General features: G+C 57.9%; 15 protein-coding genes and 1 pseudogene. 2 read left to right on the forward strand and 14 right to left on the reverse strand.

Annotated features, from left to right (window positions below):
- The 3 genes from VA603_RS10965 to VA603_RS10975 form a co-directional block, all read right to left on the reverse strand.
- A partial coding sequence (locus tag VA603_RS10965; protein ID WP_323438846.1) for a TonB-dependent receptor occupies positions 1-1066 on the reverse strand: 1066 nt, incomplete at its 3' end.
- A gap of 128 nt (positions 1067-1194) precedes the next feature.
- Positions 1195-2208 carry a FecR family protein gene (locus tag VA603_RS10970; protein ID WP_323438847.1) on the reverse strand — a complete coding sequence of 338 codons (1014 nt, stop codon included), beginning with the start codon at positions 2206-2208 and terminating at the stop codon, positions 1195-1197.
- Positions 2205-2720: an RNA polymerase sigma factor gene (locus VA603_RS10975; protein WP_132862589.1), complete on the reverse strand. Its 516-nt coding sequence runs from the start codon at positions 2718-2720 to the stop codon at positions 2205-2207. The genes VA603_RS10970 and VA603_RS10975 overlap by 4 nt, the downstream gene beginning before the upstream one ends.
- Positions 2721-3243: 523 nt before the next feature.
- Here VA603_RS10975 and VA603_RS10980 point away from each other — a divergent pair.
- A complete protein-coding gene (locus VA603_RS10980) occupies positions 3244-3585 on the forward strand; it encodes a helix-turn-helix domain-containing protein (protein WP_323438848.1) in 342 nt (113 codons plus the stop codon).
- 149 nt (positions 3586-3734) lie between these two features.
- On the opposite strand, the gene VA603_RS10985 is transcribed toward VA603_RS10980, so the two are convergent.
- The 11 genes and pseudogenes from VA603_RS10985 to VA603_RS11035 all read right to left on the reverse strand — a co-directional run bounded on the left by VA603_RS10985 (position 3735) and on the right by VA603_RS11035 (position 19869).
- Entirely contained in the window at positions 3735-4184 is a 450-nt protein-coding gene (locus VA603_RS10985; protein ID WP_323438849.1) for a hypothetical protein, read from the reverse strand.
- A gap of 3 nt (positions 4185-4187) precedes the next feature.
- Positions 4188-5192, reverse strand: coding sequence for an RHS repeat-associated core domain-containing protein (locus VA603_RS10990; protein ID WP_323438850.1), 1005 nt, complete (start codon positions 5190-5192; stop codon positions 4188-4190).
- Positions 5193-5200: 8 nt separating this feature from the next.
- Positions 5201-8803 carry a wall-associated protein gene (locus tag VA603_RS10995; protein WP_323438851.1) on the reverse strand — a complete coding sequence of 1201 codons (3603 nt, stop codon included), beginning with the start codon at positions 8801-8803 and terminating at the stop codon, positions 5201-5203.
- Between the two features lie 233 nt (positions 8804-9036).
- Positions 9037-10776, reverse strand: a complete 1740-nt coding sequence (locus tag VA603_RS11000) for a hypothetical protein (protein ID WP_323438852.1) — start codon at positions 10774-10776, stop codon at positions 9037-9039.
- 230 nt (positions 10777-11006) lie between these two features.
- A pseudogene (locus tag VA603_RS11005) lies at positions 11007-11818 on the reverse strand (integrase core domain-containing protein).
- 20 nt (positions 11819-11838) lie between these two features.
- The gene (locus tag VA603_RS11010) at positions 11839-12105 is read right to left on the reverse strand and encodes a transposase (RefSeq protein ID WP_323438854.1); all 267 of its coding nucleotides are present in this window, start codon (positions 12103-12105) and stop codon (positions 11839-11841) included.
- A 383-nt stretch (positions 12106-12488) separates the two neighbouring features.
- Positions 12489-13529, reverse strand: a complete 1041-nt coding sequence (locus VA603_RS11015) for an RHS repeat-associated core domain-containing protein (RefSeq protein WP_323438855.1) — start codon at positions 13527-13529, stop codon at positions 12489-12491.
- Positions 13530-14705: 1176 nt separating this feature from the next.
- Entirely contained in the window at positions 14706-17018 is a 2313-nt protein-coding gene (locus VA603_RS11020) for an RHS repeat protein (RefSeq protein WP_323438856.1), read from the reverse strand.
- A gap of 236 nt (positions 17019-17254) precedes the next feature.
- A complete protein-coding gene (locus tag VA603_RS11025; protein ID WP_323438857.1) occupies positions 17255-18280 on the reverse strand; it encodes a hypothetical protein in 1026 nt (341 codons plus the stop codon).
- Positions 18246-19067 (reverse strand): hypothetical protein, encoded by an 822-nt coding sequence (locus tag VA603_RS11030; RefSeq protein ID WP_323438858.1) that lies wholly within the window; start codon positions 19065-19067, stop codon positions 18246-18248. Before VA603_RS11030 ends, VA603_RS11025 begins: the two co-directional genes overlap by 35 nt.
- An 82-nt stretch (positions 19068-19149) precedes the next feature.
- Entirely contained in the window at positions 19150-19869 is a 720-nt protein-coding gene (locus VA603_RS11035; RefSeq protein WP_323438859.1) for a hypothetical protein, read from the reverse strand.
- 730 nt (positions 19870-20599) lie between these two features.
- Here VA603_RS11035 and VA603_RS11040 point away from each other — a divergent pair.
- On the forward strand, positions 20600-20953 hold the full coding sequence (locus VA603_RS11040) for a helix-turn-helix transcriptional regulator (RefSeq protein ID WP_323438860.1): 354 nt from the start codon (positions 20600-20602) through the stop codon (positions 20951-20953).
- The last annotated feature ends 48 nt before the right edge of the window (positions 20954-21001 follow it).

Here is a 21001-nt window from a genome sequence, read left to right on the forward strand (position 1 = left end):
CGGTGCTGCCGTCGGTCAGGTACTTGCCCGCGTCGTTGAAGTAGTAGTTCGACTCCACCCAGCGCTTGGTGCTGTTGCGCGAGCGCTGCTCGTAGCGTGCCACCGCGACGATGCCGAACTGGTCATCGGCGCCGAACTGGTCGGAGAACACCAGCTTGGCGCTCTTGCCGAAGTGGCCGAGCGTCTTGTGGTCACCGCCGGCACTGCGGTCGACATTGGTCTGGGCGGTGGAGTAGATGCCGGCAACGTCGGCGAACACATACTTGCCGGAGCGATCGAACGCACTGCGGCTGATGATGTCGATGACGCCGCCGATCGCGTCCGGCGCCTGCTCGGCGCTGAAGCTCTTGTAGATGTCGGTGCGGGTGCCGATGTCGCTGGGGATCAGCTGCAGGTTGTTCATGCGCTCGCCCGAGCCGCTGCCGCCGACGCTGGCAATGGCGATGCCGTCGATGGTGGTGTAGTTGAGGTTGGCCTGCACGCCGCGCACGGTGACATAGCGCGGCTCGCCGGCGTCCTCCACCGCACTCAGCCCCGGCGCCGCCATCAGGCTTTCGGCGAGCGTCTCGTCGCCGTAGCTGTCCATCTCGTCGTAGATCACCGAGTCCTTGATCACCGGCGAGTGCTTCTTCTGGTCGATGACCTCGTGGGCGGCGATCACCTTGACCGTGCCCAGCGTCGCGGCGGCGGCCGGGACGCTCTCGCGCGGCCTGGGCGGCGGCGCGGCTGGTGCTCGCGGGGCCGGCGCCGGGGCTGGGTCGATGGCGATGACGTTGCCCTCCATCACCGTGTAGCCCAGTCCGGTGCCCTGCAGCAGCGTGTCCAGCGCCTGCCTGACCGTCGCGCCCGGTGCCACCGCACCGGCCATGCGTGGCGCGCCGGCGGCCGCGTACAGGAACTGCACCCCGGAGCTGCGCGAGAGCTGCTCCAGCGCGCGGTTCAGTGGCTGTGCCGCGATCGGTGCGGCCAGGCGCGCCTCCAGCCCCTGCGCAGCGGGCGCGGCGGCATGGCTGGCAAAGCAGGGGGAGAGTGCGAGGACAACCGAGAGGTAGAGCTTGTTGCGCATCACGATTCCTGGGAGGAGGTAGGCAGTTGCGCCGTCGTCGAAAACGATGACGGCCTATTCCAGGAATGAGCGGGAAAGCGCGGGAATGGAGAACGCGGATTCGATGAAATTTTTTTGACAGCCATCGCTCAGCGGCTGGATACGCGCACCGTGTCACCGTCACGTTCGACCACGAAGCGCGGGTCACGCGCCAGGAACGACTGCAGCGCACCGATGCGGTGGGCTTCCAGGCTGCCGGACAGGCGCATCGCCGCGGCGCGCGCGTCGATGACCTGCACCTGCACCTGGTTGTGCCGGTTGAAGGCGGCGGCCACCTCGTCCAGGCGCTCGTCCAGGAAGGAGACCTTGCGCTGCTGCCAATCCAGCAGCATCGACGCCGGCATGTCGAGCGGCTGCACCGCCTGGCTGGCGTGCTCGACCAGCACCACGCGCCCGGCATCCAGCTGCGCCAGCCGCCGTGTGTCCCCGCCCCCGCTCCATATCTCCACTTCACCCGAGACCACGCCGATGCGGGTGCCCTGCAGGCGGCGTGCCACGTCGAACACCGTGCCGATGTCGCGGATGCGCAGCCCCGCCACGTTCACCTCGAACGGCCGGCGGTCGGCGGCGACGTCGAAACTGGCTTCGCCGTGCAGCAATTCGACCTGCCGCCCGAACCAACCCATGCGCACCTGCACGGTGCTGTCCGCGTTGAGCCGCAGCTTGCTGCCATCGGCCAGCACGATGTCGCGCAACTGGCCGTTCCGGGCGCTGAAGCGCGTCGGCTGCGGCCAGAGGTGCGGGGCCAGCCCGCCCACTGCCAGCAGCAGGCAGGCCGCGCCGGCCAGCGCGCGCCAACGCCACCGGCGCGGTGCGCGCTGCGGCTGGCGATGCCGCGGCGCGACGGTGAACAAGGGCACGACATTGCCCTGTGCGCGCCCAGTTCCCGCACGTGCCGGTGTCGGCGCCATCGCCGCGCCCACCTGGCGGTGCAGGTTCAGCGCGCGCAGGTAGGCGCGCACGTGTTCGGGCGAATGCTGCAGCCAGGCCAGGAAGGCGGCTTCCTGCGCGGCCTCCAGCTCCCCCTGGCGATGGCGCAGGAACCAGTCCAGCGCCTGCTGGCCGGGATCTTCGGCATCGGCCCGCGATGACGCCTGGCTCATGCTTCCTCCGTGATGCACAAGGCTTTCCTGCAGGCCTCCAGGCCCTTGCCGATGTGTTTGCGCACCATGTGCACGGACACGCCCAGCTCGGTGCCGATCCGGCTGCATTCCAGGCCTTCGCGGTAATGCAGCTCCATGACCTGGCGGGTGACCTCGGGCAACTGCGCGATGGTGCTGCGCACGTCGCTCCAGCGCTGCATGCGCTCGAAGTCGCCTTCCAGGTCCTCTTCGCTCTTCAGCACCTCGGCCAGCAGGTCCACGTCCTCCAGCGCCGGCTGCAGGCTGCGCGAACGCGCCTGCTCACGCGCCAGGTTGGCCGCGACGGTGTACAGGTAGGCTTCCGGGTTGGCGATGGCCTCGGCGTTGTCGCCGGTGCTGCGCAGCAGCCGCAGGTAGACCTCCTGGGCCAGGTCCTCGGCATCGGCGGCGTGCGAGCCCCGGCGGAGGAAGAAGCCACGCAGCAGCCTGCGGCGCAGCGCATAGCTCTTCTCCCAGATCCGTACGCTGCTCACGACCGCCCACCGAGGCACAGAAGCGGCGCATCATCGCGGCCGATGATGACAGCGGCATTGCACGCCATCGGGCGCGCCTGCCCTGCCCATCGCTGGCCTGCATCGGCCGGACCGGCTGCACCGGCACGGCGCGGAAAAGCAGGAACCCCGGATCGCTCCGGGGTTCCTGGGCATTCCGGGAGGTTCCCGGAAGTGAATCTGGCGCCCCGGAGGGATTCGAATAAGTTCTACATCTATCTGATTAACGTCAATTTTCAAAAATTAGAAGAACCATAATGCCCCCGCACATGCCCCCAATCGATCTCGTCACAAGGGTTGCAATCCGCAACGCATAATTTTCGCTGAACTGATCATAAGCAACCGACATTCCTGAATCCAGCTAGCCGGCCAACACGCTGCACAGCGCCGACTTGCGCGCCTCTTTGACTGGCGGGTCACCCTAGTAGTTCCTTCTACGTGTCCGCGCCAATTCGGACGTCCCGATCTAACGGCATGCGCGGATTTTTGTGTAACTCAAAACCCGTTGCCACAAGAATCTGCACACGCACCTCAACGCATCGCCGAACGCCGCAATGCGCTGGGCCTGACGCAAACGCTGCTGGCCGAACAGCTCGGCATTGCACAGCAGACAATGGCCCACTACGAAGGCGGCACGCTACGCATCGCCGTGGCACTGTTGTCGCCGCTCTCGACAACCCTGGGCATGTCACTGGAAGAGCTCGTAGGCGTGCCTACTAAGCCCGGCAAACGAGGCCCGGCTCCCAAACTGCAGCAGCAGCTGGAGCGCGTTGCCGCGCTACCCAAGGCCCAGCAGCGCTTCGTCATGCAGATGCTGGATACGGTGCTGCAGCAGCAGAGCGGTTGATTGGCTTGGCCAAGGCCAACAAAAAGCCCGCCATTGGCGGGCTTTGTTCTTTTCGGTTCTGATTGCCGGCTTGGTGTAGTGCGAACCGTCCGGGTACGCTGCGCTTGCCCGGGTTACTTGCTTGAGAGCAAAGGGGTTACTGCGAGCTTTCATTCAGCCTGTGCTTGCCGAATCATGAATCCTGAAAACTCCTCATCCAATATGCGTTTGAGCGTTTCTGGGTCGGTGCTCATTATTTTCGAGAATTCGAACATCGGTTCGGTGAGGTAAAAGAAATCGGTCTCGGCAGAGTCGAGTAAAGCAGCAAAAAACAATCTATTCAGCGCCCCATTTCTGCTTTCAGTTTCGCCACGACTTAAGTCTTGGTTAAGTCTTTCGCGCAATGTGATTCGCAATTCATGAAAATTATCTGGCGCCGGCTGCTCGCCCGAAAGTTGTCTAAGTCGATCTAGTAGCGCTGCAACTTCCATGTGTGAAAGTTCATTCTTGTACACCAAAAGAAGGCGTACGTATGAGCGCAAGAAAGGGGGGGTGTCTTCCAGTTTCCAAGTCCTAGATAGAAACTCAGATAGTTTAATTTCAATCTCATCAATATTCATGTATCAATTCACACCTAAGGTCTTTTTGACCTCTCTGCATGTCGAACAAGCCGGAACTACCCTATCAGATTCATTCAGCTTGACAGGCCCCATTGTTGCTCCGCGAACATCATCACCAGCATTCAACGCTTTGTTGACCGCGTCAATTTCGCAACATGCTCCGTGAGTACGTGATGGATTCTGAACGCTATCAAGCGCTTGTTGAGTTAGGGGATTCATGGGGCTTCGTGCATTGCCACCCGAAATGGATGAACCAGTGCTATTGCCGTGATACCTATTTCCCCCCTTCGTGATCAATGTCCCGCTGGCCCCCCTTGTGCCGCTTCGAGCCATTACGCCTCTTGCGGCCCCTGCCACTCCCTCAGCTCTTAGGGTCCCTCCTGCAGCCCCCGTTCCAAGGGACGCTGCAACTGCGATGTACAGCGCAATGTCCTTGGCGCTATGCGGCTGGCTAAGTTCAGCGGTGAGCTGCTCCTTCACCATCTGGCTGTGACTGCTCCGCGCATCTGATGGACTCAATATCCAGTCAAATAAAGGCGATCCAGTGGACGCAACCTGCGCGTTTTCGCGAGACTGCCGCCCATCCGGATCGGTGAACTTGTACGGGTTGTTGTTGGCGTACCAGTACCGGTTGAAGGCTCCGACCGGATTGCTATAGGCCGTCACCGGATCCACCGACAGGAAGCGGCCTATCTGCGGATCGTAGTAGCGCTGCTGCATGTAGGTCAGGCCCGTCAACGAATCCGCCACATGACCGGTGAAGCCAGGTTGATCAGACGGGGGACGCGTGATCGGTGAACCATATGGCTCGTAAACCTCGCGCTCGATGACGTTTCCCGATGCGTTAGTGACGGCAACCGGCGAGCCCAGGGCATCGGTGTGGATGTACTCGACAGTTGTCTGGGCTTGGCCGACGAAAGGGCAAAGGACTGCAATCAGCCAAGCGAACCGCAGTAGGGCCATCTTCACTCCATGCTTGACGTACGAATTGATCACGTTGTCATCCATGAGATTCCTCACAGGCTTGCATAGAAAGTGGTGGACCAAGGCGAGCAGCCACTGTCATTGCAAGCACGCACCTGGAAGGGCATATCTTCTGTGGGAGAGCTGACGGATCTCACGATCATGAACGATGTGGTGTCAGGTCCGTTGTAGCCAAAGTAGCCTGTGAGCTCATACCTTGTTGCGCCGGGGACGGCGCTCCAAGAAGCGGATATCTTCCACTGTGATCTGCTAGAACTCGTGATCTGTCCCCAAGCGTTGGACGGAACATCGGGGATGCGCATTACCGAGACCATAACTTCGGCGCTCCAGCCGCTGCAGCCACTGCTATTGCAGGCCTTAACACGATAGCGATATGAAGCAGTCGCCTTACTATTCAGTGAACGGTTGGTTGCCCCTTCATCATGGATCAGCGCCCATGCACCACCATTGATACTTTCTTCCAGACGATAGGAGGTAGCCAGTCCCACAGCCGTCCAACTGACGTTGTATGCCCCTGTCGAGTTAGTGGCCGGGACCGAGAGTGTGGGTGCGGCTGCTGGCGGCAGCAGTACCGACACACTGGCATTTTGTGAATAGCCTGAACATCCGCCCTCGTTGCAAGCCTTGACGCGGTAGGCATGACTGCCATTACCCTTTCCGCTGATGGTGTGACTGTTACCGCCCCCCGAGTAGACCGAAGCCCAGCCAGAGCCTGGCGCGCTTTCCTCCAGTTGATAAGAGGTGGCGGTCGAGACCATGCTCCAAGTGATGGTGTAGCTGCCATTCGTGGATGTAGAAGGTACCGACAACTGTGGCGCGGATGCTGGTGGGTGCAGCACGCGAACGTTGATGGAAGAGCTCATGGTTCCACAGCCTGCGGCGTTGCAGCTGTTTACCCGATAACTGTAGGTGCCGTTGGCCCTGTTGACGATTGCCAGCGAAAGCGCCGGAGAATCGCCGATCAAGGTCCAGCTACCTCCATTGGTGCTCTCCTCCAGCTTGTACTTCGCTGCACCGGAAACACCGGTCCAGCTCACTGTGTAGCTGCCGCTGTTAGAGAATGCCGGGGCGCTTAGTGTAGAAGCGCCAGACGGGATCGCCTGTACGGACACGCTGGCCGTTGCTCCCCAGCCACTGCAGATGGCATTGCGGCAAGCGCGTCCACGGTATCCATACAGGCCACCAGCCTTTCCGCTTCGCGCAATGGAGAGTGCACTACCGCTGTAGGCCGCCTGCCAGGCGCCACCGTTGAACTGCTCCTGCACTTCGTAGTTGGTTGCGGAGGTGATTGCATTCCAGCTGACAGTGAAGGAGCCGTTATCGCTGTAGGCAGGCACCGTGATCACCGGCGCGGCAGGAGCGGTGGAAGTGCTGATCTTGGCGATCAGACTCCCGTTTAGATAGACATATTCGATACTGTTTGCCTTGCGATCATTGTCCTGACGACGCAGTACGCCATCTTGCCCATACATTGAGATGATGTTGCCTTGGCTCGGGCTCCAGGAAACTACGCGGCGGCCGTGGCCGTCGTATCGATAGATCTCCTTGCCCACGGCATTGCGCAGGCGGTTGCCGTAGTCAAACTGGAACGTCTGGCCATTCTTGTTTGCCAGATTGCCCTGTGCATCGTAGGCAAGGCCGATGACCGTGGCGCCACCATCATCGATGATGTTGGTCAGGCGATTGGCGGCGTCATACCAATAGTTGTACTGCTTCACGCCGGTAAGCTTGGTGGTGCGCAGGTTGTCCAGCGCATCGTAGCTGTAGGTGATCTGCCCGCCGCCACCGAACGAAGGTGACGTTGCTTGTGCCAAACGATCCAGTCCGTCGTAGCTCATCGACCGCGTGCGGGCTGAATCAAGGGCGTCGGTAATCTGCGTCACGTTGCTATTGGCGTCGTAGCCGTAGGTGGTATCCAGTACGACGCCGTCTTTTACCCGTGCAGGCAGCTGGCGACCATTCTGTTGCATGGTGTGGGTGATGCCGTTGCCGTACACGAACTGACTCATGCCGCCGTTCGGGTAGTAGGAAACCCCGGTGGCGTAACTGCCTGCGCGAGTAGGTTGGCCTAGGGCATTGGGGGCATAGTCCACGTAGAGGCCGCTAGGGTATTGCACGCCAGCCAATGAGCCGTTCGCGTCGTAGCCGTAACCCAGCGCCCAGTTGTACCCCCCGGACTGGCCGACTGTTTCTGCGGTCAACAAGCGGCGCTTGTTGTAGGTGTACGTGTTGATTGCCTGTGTGGCACTTGCCACATCCTGGGTGATGATCTGGCTGGGCAGACCATCCGGCGTGTACGTCCAGGTTTGGTTGCCGCTTCCGTCAGGGAAGGTTAGTGACATGAGTTGGTTGCGGTTGTCATAGCCACGGATCACGCGCCGCGCCACCACCGCGCTGGAGCTGCCATCGCTCTCGCAAGCTGTGGTGGCAGCTAGGCCGGCTGCACTCCAGGCAAGATTGCCGGCAGCGTCGTAACCTATGAGGGTGGCGCCGGTCTCCGGTTCCACGCTGGCGCACAACTCTTGATACGCGTTGTACCGGTAGGTGCGGGTAGCCGAAGTTGTCCCATCGGCGTTGCCGCGCGTTATGGACGTGGGCTTGCCAAGCACGTCGCGCGCAATGGTTGTAATGGCACCTTCCGGCTGTGTGATGCGCACGGGCGCATCGTAGGAAGGCTGGTCAAACATTTGGTACCACGTGCGGGTTTCGCCGCCACGCGGGGTCGTCACCAGTATGTATGCGCCATTCCCGTCACTGAGATAGGCGGTCGTGGTGACCAGCAATCCATGCTCACTGTCCTGCTTCACCTGCGTGGGCCGGTCCAGCACGTCGTAGAACGTCCAGGTGCCCTGCGCAGGCGGAATCAGGTCTGAAGACGGATAAGACTGGAAAACGACCCGACCTTTCGCGTCGTATTCGGTGCTTGTCGACTGCAGCGTCCCACCAATGTTGGAAATGTCGTAGTTGTGCCTGAGCACGGGGCGCCAAAGCGCATCGTAGTAGGTATAGGTGATATGGTTACCGGTCACCTCCTGCAGACGCCACTGGCCGTCAACCACCCCAGCCGGCTTCCAGTCGCCCGAATGCAAGGCGCGGAACTCACGGCCACTCACATTCCAGCTCACGGAATCTCCCGCGGGGAAATTCGTCTGCGCCAAGCGTCCCATCGCGTCATAGCCATAGTTCGTTGCACTCCCGTTCTGGTCGGTGACTTGGGTAATCCAGCCCCTATCGTTTACAACGGCGGCCTGGGTGGTTCCGTCCGCGTAAGAAATGGCTTGGGGAATGCCGCGCTTCCAGTTAGATAGCGTTGTTACGTTGTTGTTGCCATCCTTGACCGTCGCCACGGTACCGTCAGCGTTGTAGGTTAGGGTCTGCTTGAGTTTGCCAAATGACCAAGACTGCAAGGGCAACGCAGTGTTGGGGTCGTAGGAGGCCTGTTCAGCCACCACGCCATTGACCGTACGACTGGCCACCTGCCCTAGCACCCACTTGTCGTTGTTGTCGTGGTAGGTGATGGTTTCGGTGCGGGAATACGACTGTGCTTGCACATTGTCAGCCAGGATCATGAAAGCCCACGTCGAAATCAAAAGCCGCACGCACAAGCACGAGCCCGCATCGCCAAATACTTTCATTATACAGCCCCCTTCCTCTTATATATTGGCCATTCGAACCTGTGCAGCGCCTGCGGCACCACACCTCAAACGCTGCAGCGAAAAATTTTCTCAAAGCGCGAACAACACACTAAGAAAAACGTCATGATTAACGAACAGCGACGATAACCTTTCGTTCTCTGTGCGCGGCGACTGGGTGCCTAGCATCGGGTAACCATGCATAACCGCGGACCTTTCGCACCAGAACGCCCATCTCAAGGAATCACAGAACTTGCCTTGCTGACCGAAAGTGGCCGAGCAAATCTGTCGTACGCGTTCACAACTGAACTAAACTCCATCCCATCTTGCCTTATTCTTATAGACTGCACTGGAGTCCAGCGCTCGGATATGCGCGTATTGGTTCGAAATGATTGATCTTGACCCACTGAGCGCCACGGATATGGGCTATTACTTTCAATCATCGGAGAAATTGCATAGGTGTAATCTACAACTCGCATAGCAGAGGTCGCGCTATTTGCAAAGAACTCCTCTTTGAGCTTCAAGTTCTCCGTCTCGCCATACTTGTTGCTAAATGTTGTTCTTCGCCGCGTCCCGTCAGGATGTGTTTCCTCCGTCCATACCGTGGACGTGCACCCTGCTGCGCAGTCAGCTTCCCAGCTGGAATTACCTGGCGAATAGGCATAGGACCAAACCGAAGGGACCAGCCCCGGCCCACTAACAACCTTGGAAGTTATGGCGTAGCTCCACGTGTCACGCGGGATATCCACAAAGCTGATGTCAGCTAGGGTGTAACCCCAGCAGAACTTTGGCACATAGGAGCGCCCCCCATGCAGCACTTGAACCGAGTACACCCCGGTGGCCCCCGAAGGTCCAGTGATGCTGCCTGTTTTGACGGCGCCACTAAGCCCGCCAACCGCATTCTGAGTACTGCAGTTTCCAGTTATTTCAGCATCGCCAATATCTCCCCTGAAAAGATCAGCCATGGCGAACGACCACTTGCTTCCATCTGGCGATACCGCTGATGAGAGAGAGCCATTGGTGTATCCGTAGGTCCAAACCTGATTTCCGCTACCAGATTGCACGGTAGCAGAAGTAATGTTTGTTCCATCATTCGTAAGAACGACCGAACGCCCGTCACTGGACGATATTCCAGAAAGGATTCCGGACGAGTATTGGTACTTAACCCAATTTCCAAAGCGATCCTCCGCCCGGGTAACCAGCATACTGGCGTAGCTTCGCGTTAATGAACCGGCACCGCTTGCCCCAATCCCCGGCGCATCCTGATAGCTGAGGTAATCCAGCCAATACCGAGTTCCATCGGGGGATGTTGCTTGAAAGGCTTCTCCAGGCATCCCATTGGATGTTGTCGGTAGACAGGTAATAATCCAATTGCTCTTGGTACGAGCGACATATGCGGGGCCAGCAGTATCGTCCGAGCCCCAGCGCAGCAGGACATCCTCCTGATTGCCACTCTCATCAATGAGCTGATATCCAGCCCACCAGTATTCCGTGCGAATAGGATCGGCTTTTAGTGGAACGACATCTCCTGGAGGGCCCATCTGCGTACAACGAGCATCGCTCGCCAGTCCGACCTGCCAACCGCGCGGGCTATTATTAGAAACTGCAAATGTCCGCGCACTGGCCAGAGTTTTTAACCTCGGCAGCGCAAGTTCCCACTCTCCCATCCTGCTGCCGGATGTATCCACATACACAAGCTGCCGCGCTCCCACATTGAACGTTCGCAAAATTCTTATGTCAGGCCCTTGTCCCTTCAGTTCGATATCCAGTTGCTTGAAGGACAAGGCCCCGTTCCGCAAATTTACCTGGTCACCGAGCGATGAGACCGGCGTCACGGCCTGTGCTGCGGTCAGAAAGCGGCGGTAGTCCTGAGGAGGCCCCACATCTTGCGCAAGCAATGGCATTGGCGCAGCAATCACGGTCGCAGCCAAGAAGATACGCAATGCGCCAGATCCCACCATATTGAGACAGTCCATCCCCTAAGCTTCCTTCCAATTTTTAATCTGAGCTACGAGCGCCCCCGCCCGCAGCTATCCGTCGCCTCTTCAACGCCGCTTGCCCGACCCTTTGATCTAAGGAGTTGCATCCCAACTCGGCCAGGCTCTTCAAGGCGAATACATCAGAACACAGCTCGCTGCCCAAGCGGCTCACAGAAGCTCACTGCTAGCTTTCCTTCCTGTTGGTGAAGCGTCCCCGTTTCTTCGAGTCATTCAGAAGTAGAGGTTGACGGGGATTGTGCCATTGCAAACTGGGTGGGTGGCAAGCCACCCGGTGACCGATGTGGTCGTTGATGGGTGTAGCGGTGGCGCCAGTCTTCGGTCATTCGGCGAACCTCCTCCAATGTGGTGAACACGAAGCGGTCCAAAACCCGGTGCGGAGGGTCCGGTTGAAGCGCTCGATGCAGGCGTTCTGGGTTGGCTTTCCGGGTTGGATGTGGATGAGATCGACACCGTGATTCTTGGCCCACTGCTTCGGGGCCTGGTTGATGAATTCCGGACCATTGTCCAGGCGCAGCCGTTTGGGCGCCCCGCGCAGTTCGACCAGTTCATCCAAGGCGCGGATGACGCGAGCCGACGGCAAGCTCGTGTCGACTTCGATCTTCATCGATTCCCGGTTGAAATCATCATTGACATTGAAGGCTCGGAAACGGCGACCTGACCACAGCGCATCGGACATGAAGTCCGCCGACCAGGTGTGATTTGCCGAAAGTGGAATCTCCAGTGGCGTCCGGATGCGTGCTGGCAGCCGTCGCTTGCCACGTCGCTGCAGATTGAGTTTCAGCGCGGTATAGACCCGCCATGCACGGGTCTTGCCCCAGCCCAGTGGTCGCAACGCATAATCCATCAGCAACCCAAAACCGTGGCCGGGGTTGTCCTTCAGGTGTGCCTCCATGGCAGCAATCAACGCTCCATCGTCTCGCTCGCGCGGAATGTAATGGCGGGCTGAGCGAGACAGCCGCAAGACGCGGTCCGCCCGTCGGGCGGTGAGTCCATATCCGGTTTGCATGGCCAGACTCATTTCCAATCACCGAGCCTGGCTCAACCTTTTCGCGACAGCACATCCTTGAGCGCATGGTGGTCCAAGGCCAACTCGGCATACATGCGCTTCATTCGGGGCAGTTCCGCCTCAACGTCCTTCAGGTATCGTAGTTGCGACACCTCCATGCCGGCGTATTTGGACTTCCATACGTAATACGTCGGCTCGCTGATCCCGTGCTTGCGACAGGTCTCAGCGACCTTCGCACCGGCCTCGACCTCTTTCAGGATGCGGACCATCTGTTCTTCGGCGAACTTCGACTTTTTCATGTAGGGCTCCTTTGCGGTGGAACTCTACTTCCAGCTGGATCGAATTAACGAGGACGCTTCAATAGGTTCATAATCTTCAGAACACATGCAGCGAGAAAATTGCCTGAAACAAGGCAATTCCGGTGACTAAGCGTCTCAAACTTACTGACATCTCAGTAATTATTGCCTCGACCCCGTTTGATTCTACGAAAAACAGCTCGAATCAATGCGGGAACAAGGCCAATCAATGAAGCAACCCAAAGGATACCCATCCACGCAAAGTATCCAACGTCCGGTACTCCATAGAGCAAGTACCAAGCTCCATATGCGACGTTCGCTATGACAAACACCTGCACGAAGTAAATTATCGCTGATTTCATTGGCGGCTACACCTCGCTTCTTCATCAACGCCCATCTTGATCCTTACGCGGCCTTGGCTGAGCGGTGAGATTATCTAAAGCACCAATTGTAGCCGCCGCCGCGTCCGCGGTGGATTGCAATGGATTGGCATACTGAAAGCCCGTACCAGCACTTCTAGTGGTGCTTTCAATACCACCCAGAAGATTTCCAGTTGCTGTCCGCTGGGTCTGAGTCATCCCCGCACTGGCACTTCGAGCGAGCGCGCCAGGTGCAGCACCTATTGCAGCGCCTGTTCCTGAAAGAGCACCACCCAACGCAGCTCCTTTCACAACATCTCCAGTTGAAGCCGCCTTTCCCTCGACGGCCGCACTTGCGTGAGCTGATACAGCTCCAACCGCAGCCCCTCCGACAGTATTAGCGGCAATCATGCCTCCTGTTGTAACGGCTGAACTTGCAACCGATCCGACAACTCCGCCAGCGCCTCCGGCTGCAGCAGCAACTGCAACTTGCTTTCCATTTACCGCCGACCATCGTTCAGACAAGCTGCCTTCCGCCCGATACATTTGCACGCCAGTATTAATCACCGCGCCGATTGCTGCACCCACTACGATTGCTTCAACTACGCAGCCATCCCAAACGCAACGTCCATCCGGATCGGTGAACCGATACGGGTTGTTGTTAGCGTACCAGTACCGATTAAACGCCCCCACCGGATTGCTATAGGCCGTCACCGGATCCACCGACAGAAACCTACCGACCTGAGGATCGTAGTAGCGCTGCTGCATGTAGGTCAGGCCCGTCAACGAATCCGCGACATGACCGGTGAAGCCAGGTTGATCAGACGGGGGACGCGTGATCGGTGAACCATATGGCTCGTAAACCTCGCGCTCGATGACGTTTCCCGATGCGTTAGTGACGGCAACCGGCGAGCCCAGGGCATCGGTGTGGATGTACTCGACAGTTGTCTGAGCGTGTGCAGCTGCTGACAATAGGAAAGCGAGCAATGCGATGCTCGTAATGCTCCAGGCTCGTGCTAGCACTTGAAGCAGTTGGTCAATGATTGCCATGGTGAATCGAGTCATCATCACATCTCTCACAGGCTAGCGTAGAAGACGGCTGACCAAGCAGAGCAGCCAGCGGCATTACAGGCACGTACCTGGAATGGCATGTCGTCCGCAGGAGGATTGACCGATTTCACGATTCTGAATGAGGTTGTCTCCGGCCCGTTATAGGCAAAGTAGCCGGTGAGCTCATATCTGGTCGCGTCAGGCATGGCTCTCCAAGACGCGGAAATCTTCCACTGCGATCTGCTGGGACTATCCACTTGCGCAAATGTGTTTGTCGGCACATCGGTATCCGCTGTACGGACACAGAAGCCACCGCGCTCCAACCACCGCAGCCACTTGTATTACACGCTTGGACCCGGTAGCTATAGCTCCCAGATGCCTTTCCACTGACCGGACGATTGGTCGCCCCTTCGTTGTGGATTAGCGCCCATGCACCACCGTTGATGCTTTCCTCCAAGCGATACGTGGTTGCCATCGAAATAGGTGTCCAACTGACAGTATAAGCACCGCTAGAGCTTGTGGCGGGCGCGGAAAGCGCCGGTGATCCGGCCGGCGGCAAGAGTACCGAGACCGACACGCTCTGTGAGTATCCCGAGCATCCACCTTCATTGCAGGCGGTGGCACGATAGAGATACACGCCATTTCCTCTGCCGCTGACGGTATGACTGCCGCCATTACCTGAGTAAATCTGGCTCCAGCCCCCATTTGCTGCGGATTCCTCCAAGCGATACTCCGTCGCAGTCGAGACCGCCGTCCAAATAATCGTATAGGTTCCGTTGAAGGAGCTCCCCGGCCCGCTGAGGACAGGCGCAGATGCGGGAGGATGTAGAACGCGCACATTGACGGTGGAACTGGCAGCTCCACAGCCAGCTGCATTGCAACCACTCACACGGTAGCTGTATGTCCCGTTGGCTTTGTTGGCGATGCCCAGCGAAAGCCCTGGGGCATTCCGGATCGGTGTCCAACCACCTCCATTGGCACTCTCTTCTAACTTATAGGTCGCCGCTCCCCCCACACCAGACCAGCTCACTGTGTAAATGCCGTTGTTGGAGAAATTTGGTGCGGAAATTGTAGAAGTACCCGAAGGAATGGCCTGTACCGACACATTGGCTGCTGCGCCCCAGCCGCTGCAGATGGCACCTCGACATGCGCGTCCCCGGTAGCCATACATTCCACCTATTTTTCCGCTCATGGCTACAGAGAGTGCAGTTCCGTTGTAGCGGAGCTCCCACGCCCCCCGTTGAATTGCTCCTGCACTTCATAGCTGGTCGCTGAAGCAACCGCGTTCCAACTAACGGTATAGGTGCCATTGTCGCTATACGTCGGCGCCGTTATCACCGGAGCTGCCGGGGCGGTGGATGTGCTGACCTTGGCAACCAAACTTCCGTTCAAATAGACATATTCGACACTGTTTGCCTTGCGATCATTGTCCTGGCGACGCAGCACGCCATCCTGCCCATACATCGAGATGATGCTGCCTTGGCTCGGACTCCAGGAAACTACGCGGCGGCCGTGACCGTCGTATCGATAGGTTTCCTTGCCCACGGCATTGCGCAGGCGGTTGCCATAGTCAAACTGAAACGTCTGGCCATTCTTGTTGGCCAGATTGCCTTGAGTGTCGTATGCGAAACCGATGACGGTAGCTCCGGCATCGTTCACGATGTTGCTTAGGCGATTGGCAGCGTCATACCAGTAGTTGTACTGCTTCACGCCTGCTAGCTTGGTGGTACGCAAGTTGTCCAGCGCATCGTAGCTATAACTGACCTGGCCGCCGCCACCGAAGGATGGTGAGGTCGCTTGCGCCAATCGATCGAGCCCGTCATAGCTCATTGAACGGGTACGAGTCGAATCCAGAGCGTCAGCAATCTGGGTCACGTTGCCGGTGGCATCATAGCTATAGCTGGTGTCCAGCGCCGTACCATCCTTTACCCGTGCAGGCAGCTGACGTCCATTCTGTTGCATGGTGTGGACAATGCCATTGCCGTACACGAACTGACTCATGCCGCCGTTCGGGTGGTAGGAAACCCCGGTGGCGTAGGAGCCTGCGCGGGAGGGCTGGCCTAGGGCATTGGGGGCGTAGTCCACGTAGAGACCGCTGGGGTATCGCACGCCAGCCAACGCGCCGTTGGCGTCGTAGCCGTAACCCAGCGCCCAGCTGTAGCCCCCTGTTTGGCCAACTGTTTCTGCAGTCAACAAGCGACGCTTGTTGTACGTGTAGGTATTGATCGATTGCGTGGAACTGGCCACATCCTGGGTGATGATCTGACTGGGCTTCCCATCCGGCGTGTAAGTCCACGTCTGGTTGCCATTTCCATCGGGAAATGAGAGCGAAGTCAGATGATTCCGAGAATCGTAAGTCCTATCCACTCGTCGCGGTTGAATGGTTGTGGTAGCACCCGTCGCATGACATAGCGTGGCCGCAGGTAGGCCCGCCGCTGACCAGCTGAGATTGCCGGCTGCGTCATACCCCAACAGGGTTGCACCCGTTTCAGGCTCGACACTGGCACACAACTCCTGATAGGTGTTATAGCGGTAGCTACGAGTTGCCTGTACGGTGCCGTCGTTGCTTCCGCGCGTGATGGATATCGGCTTTCCAAACACATCGCGGGTAATGGTTGTAAGCGACCCTTCTGGCTGTGCAATGCGCACGGGTGCATCGTAGGCCGGTTGATCGAACATCTGGTACCAAGTCCGTGTCTGCGCGCCGGACGGAACGGTAACCAGCGTATAAGCTCCTGTAGCGTCACTCAGGTACGATGTCGTCGTGGTCAAAAGGCCATGCTCGGAGTCCTGTGAGGACGATTTCTGCCGACCAAGTGCATCGTATGTGTTCCAAACGCCCTTGTCCGGATTGCTGCTGACTGAAGGGTAGGAGGAAAAGACAACCCGGCCGTCGTGGTCATATTCGTAGCCAACGAAACGCTGGGTGCTAGCGGCGCTAGTCGCGTCGTACTCGGACACCAACAATGGGCGCCACAGGGCATCGAAGTAGGTAATCTTGGTACCGGCGCCGGTACTCACTGTTTGGCGCCAGTGGCCGGCAGGGATGCCGTACTCGCTTGTCTGAACTTGGACGAAGGACTGGGAAAGAGGCGTCCATGCAACCGTGTCGCCAGCCGGATAGCTAATGCTGGCTAAGTGACCCATTACATCGTAGCCGTAGCTCGTTGCGTAGCCGCTTTGGTCGATAACTTGGGTAATCCAACCATTGTTATTGACCGTGGCGGATTGAGACGTTCCATCAGCATAGGAAATTGACTGAGGAATACCATACTTCCAACTGGAAAGCGTGGTGACGTTATTTTTTCCATCTTTGACGGTAGCAACAGTACCATCTGCATGGTACGTCACGGTCTGCCGAAGCTTCCCAAACGACCAATGCTGGAGCGGGAGCCCTGTGATCGCGTCGTGTGCAGTCTGCTCGGCTACCACACCATCTACTGACCTGCTAGCAACCTGGCCCAATACCCATTGTGACGTGTTGTCATAGTAAGTGACTACTTCCACCCGTGTGCCTGCCCACACCGATGGCGTTGCACCCCAAAAGCCGGCCATAGCCATGCCAATGATCGATGTCGCCCCAAAACAAAGTCGCATAACACCCCTCTGAAGTTGTCGATGCATCTACTGCAAGGCTGTAGAAGCCAGCGGCACAGCTATCCGCGCGCCGCGCACCAATACGCACACTGACTCGCTTTCAGCCCTTGGCCACCTCAACTGCAATCGAGCCCCCAACCGCCAGCCTATTGCCCGTCGGACTTGATGATCTTGGTCGGCCTCGCCTGTGTATCGAAGCAACGGGGTCCGCCTGCGCAATCAGTGGCGACTTCCCACCTAAAGACTTTGCCGGCTTCAGTGGTTACGAGACGCGCCTTGGGCCTATAGAACCCAGTGGTACTGTAGTCCCCGAAGTTGCGATAGCTGATTCCGTTGTATGCCCTGTATGGAGGCGCTTCTGGGTCCGCATAGGTAACTTCCTCTGATCGAACTGCAGATGTGCCATTCCAGCCAAAATCGGTTCTTAGCAGAAGACCTTCATCCACGTTGAACCTGTTCCCATAGGTGTACCTGGTGACTGTTCCATCAGGATTTGTTTGCTTCACGATACGCGTTGTCGGAGAGGTCGCGGTACAAGCATTTGAACCAACACCATATGGGCTTGGATTCCAGCAGTTGTTTGGCAAACCGTAATCGTACGTCCACACCAAACCGCCAGTTGGCAAACCTGGCCCGCTTACCTTCTTTTTGACTAGCGCCGCGGAGAGAAAAACAAATGGCTCCCTGATGCTCTCCGAACCTCCGCCCATCAGGCACTCACGCTCTATCCAGGAGCGGCCAAATAGAACGTCCCGCAGGGTGAGCTCCACGGTTACCCCGGAGCGTCCGGTAAAAGTTCCGACGTAGTCCGAGGGGCGAAAGTCAATTTCATCGCACGAGACTCTCGTCGGGTCGGGCCTGGCTCTTTGCAAACCCACGAAGGTCGCTGAGGATCGGGAGCCATCCGGGAAGGTCACCGGCTGACCCGACTTGCCATCACTGGATCGATACGACCAGACACGGCTACCATCAGAGATGGTACTGACAAACTTGCTCGTTGCGTCGGGATACGAAATCGTCAGACGACGACCATCATTGGATGACATGCCCAGTAGCTGCCAAGGATTGACTGTGCTCCATTCGTAGTCCACATAGTTCCCGAACCGGTCTCTTACCCGGCTCGGATAGACGATGACCTCATTGCGCCCGAGCACAAAGTTCTTGGCAACCATTGGAGTCACCAGCCCATTCGTTTGCCCCCCCACCTTGGCCTGCTAGACGCAGTTCTGGAGCGGCATTAGATTTCGAGAGTGCCGCTATTGGACGCGTCACCATGTGATTCATGGTGTAAATCATCCCGTCCGAGGTAACCACCTCGAAAGCCTCGCCCTGCGAACCTAAAACGCTAGTTGAGGCTAAAGAAACGCATCGAACCGCACTGCCTGCCAACGTCACTATGGGATAGGTCTGCCCATCATTAGGGACATGAGCGGTGCCTGCTCTTGCCGCAAGTAGTTCCTCGTCCCCTCGCCCCGGGCGATAGAAGAAGCTTCCATTCCAGTACTCATTCGGATCCCACGTGCCACTCTGATAGGTGACAACTGGAGGTGGCCCGAAAAGAGAACATCGCTTGAACTTGTCGCCCGCCGCCCCTGAAACAGTCCAGCCAGCTAACGTTGTCACGGATGGGAAGTAACCATGAATATGGGGTATGTCCAGATCCCATCCTTCAAAGAAGTTGGTAAGAAGGAAATTTCCGGGCACGAAACGGCGACCAATGCGGACAGGAATACCGCTTGAGCTGGGGAGATCAATGTCGGTCTGTACTATCTCAAGACTACCGTTGCTGAGACTGACCCTCTCGCCTACAAACTCGCTTTGGATCGCGTCGACAAACGAAACATGTTGAATGCGCCTGTCAAACTCATTCTCTGCCGGAACGGTGCTTTGTGCCAGCAATACCGACGAATTTACGGATGCCATAATGATCAGAATGGAAAGGAACTTCCGGCTTCTCACACATGCCCCTTCTGTAAAAAATGAGATGATTAATTTAATTCAAACGAAAGCACTCGAGCCCACATCAACGACCTTCCACGAATCAATTCTCTTGAAATTCCAAACTCAGCGTGTCGCTATATACGCTCTCGAATCCACTGTATGGCAGTGGTTGTGCCATCAGCACCGCGGCTTCGAGCGCACGGCGGTCCTGCGGTGCAAGTAAGCATTCCCCTGCAATAGCGCTTAGCACAGCGCCACCTGTCGATTGTTTGATGGTCAGATTGCATTGCCGCGGGGTCCCCTGATAACTCCAGTGCTGGCGGATGGCTGCTCGTAAAGCAGCCAGATATGCGGCACGTAGTCCATCGTCGGCGTTGCCCCCAACATTATCTCCTCCTTGAGTCAGCCCTGCTTCCAGAGGCCCAGGAAGCACTGCTTCATTCTCTTCGACTGCGGGTACACCTGGTGCGTGAGAATGGTCGGAATCCACAAGCTTCGTGTTATCGGATAAATCAACAGCGCGCTCGGTAGGTGCGCTCGGCGCATTTTCCGACGATTCTTCGGTTGCCGCGGCCACCTCAGAAGTGGCAAAGGTCGTAATGGTCTCGATGCGCTGACGAAACTCATCCGCTGCAATGAAGCCCGCCGACACCCCATTGCTTCCGGAGTGCCCCGATGCTTCTGATTCCCCCGAACCTGCCTGATGGCCTACAAACCACATCCATCCGAAAGCGGCAACATGCAACGCTACAGAGATGGCTAAAGCCAAGCTTCGATCATAGGAGTTTCCACCACCGTTTGACGCCGCATCCTTGGACATGAACGGAGTGTAACCGTAATTTCCATGGCGTGCATGATGCGATGCCACAGATTTTTGTTGGCTGCGTCTTAAGATCAGGATTTCTGTACAAGGCGGTCTTGGCTCGTGCGGGTGGCATTACGGGCTAGGAAGTTTCACTAAAGTCCGCACCTGCCTCTTAGATTGGGCTGACTACGACTTCGCGGCTGCGGACGGGCAATCTCCTTGGACTACCCCGCTTCGCCCCCCCCTGTCTAAGGCTACTCATATCGGAGAGTGGCAGGATTGTCCGATGGACACCGATTTCTATCGCCGGCGTATGACTACAACCTGTCGGCGCGCTGCAACAGGAAATCAAAGGCCAGTGCTTCTGCGCGATCGGGACGCATTCATCCGCAGGGCTAGGTATCGGGCAGCGATCCTCAACTATCGCTTTCGATGACCAGCCCCAGCCCTTCTCTCATCAGATTGCCTCGTGCTCTGACAACTACTCGCGCGCCATCACAGAACCCCGCTCGTTTGCTTGGACCCCGGCTAGCAACTCTGGACGTCCCTGGATCTCGTCAAATTAACCCCGTAGCCAGCCCTACAGCGCTCCACTGACGCGACATCCACATGCGGCTGCGCCGACCGAAAACACCTCGCTCAAGTGGGGCACCGGGCCCGAAGTCTCCGGAAGTTTCGGCGGAAACCTCGCAAAAGATCAGCGGAGGTGGCAGCTTTACCTCTGACCTCAATGGACGCTGTACCCATGAACTACCGCGAACCCTACTATTCATCGAACGCCTTCGATCCGGCCCCGAACACCAAGTCCGAGCTCTGGGCTGCCGTCCCGCCTGTGCGTGACTCCGCCCCCGTGCGCCTGTCCAAGACGACCCAGGGCCATAGCCAGCGATATGCTCAGGCGAGCCACGCGTTTGGTGCTGACTCCTTCCTGCGCATGAAAGCCGTGATTGAACTGAGCGGCTTGAGCCGCTCCACGATCTACAGTTACATCAAGGACGGCAAGGTCCCCGCGCAGTGCAAGATTGGTGAGCGTGCAGTCGGCTGGCGAGCAAGCGCAGTCTTTGAATGGATCTCCACGCGCGCACGTGGCGCGCAATAAAAGCACACTAATTTAACGAGCACACGCTCGCTTGTGGCATAGGCACCG

Source organism: Stenotrophomonas capsici (genome assembly GCF_034961085.1).
In the GTDB taxonomy this organism is placed as follows: Bacteria; Pseudomonadota; Gammaproteobacteria; order Xanthomonadales; family Xanthomonadaceae; genus Stenotrophomonas; species Stenotrophomonas capsici.

Excerpts from the sequence above, each read along its gene's own strand:
- VA603_RS10970 (WP_323438847.1), bottom strand. The coding sequence starts at position 2,208 with ATGAGCCAGGCGTCATCGCGGGCCGATGCCGAAGATCCCGGCCAGCAG.
- VA603_RS10985 (WP_323438849.1), bottom strand. The coding sequence starts at position 4,184 with ATGAATATTGATGAGATTGAAATTAAACTATCTGAGTTTCTATCTAGG.
- VA603_RS10990 (WP_323438850.1), bottom strand. The coding sequence starts at position 5,192 with ATGGATGACAACGTGATCAATTCGTACGTCAAGCATGGAGTGAAGATG.
- VA603_RS10995 (WP_323438851.1), bottom strand. The coding sequence starts at position 8,803 with ATGAAAGTATTTGGCGATGCGGGCTCGTGCTTGTGCGTGCGGCTTTTG.
- VA603_RS11000 (WP_323438852.1), bottom strand. The coding sequence starts at position 10,776 with ATGGACTGTCTCAATATGGTGGGATCTGGCGCATTGCGTATCTTCTTG.
- VA603_RS11010 (WP_323438854.1), bottom strand. The coding sequence starts at position 12,105 with ATGAAAAAGTCGAAGTTCGCCGAAGAACAGATGGTCCGCATCCTGAAA.
- VA603_RS11015 (WP_323438855.1), bottom strand. The coding sequence starts at position 13,529 with ATGATGACTCGATTCACCATGGCAATCATTGACCAACTGCTTCAAGTG.
- VA603_RS11025 (WP_323438857.1), bottom strand. The coding sequence starts at position 18,280 with ATGGTTGCCAAGAACTTTGTGCTCGGGCGCAATGAGGTCATCGTCTAT.
- VA603_RS11035 (WP_323438859.1), bottom strand. The coding sequence starts at position 19,869 with ATGTCCAAGGATGCGGCGTCAAACGGTGGTGGAAACTCCTATGATCGA.
- VA603_RS11040 (WP_323438860.1), top strand. The coding sequence starts at position 20,600 with ATGAACTACCGCGAACCCTACTATTCATCGAACGCCTTCGATCCGGCC.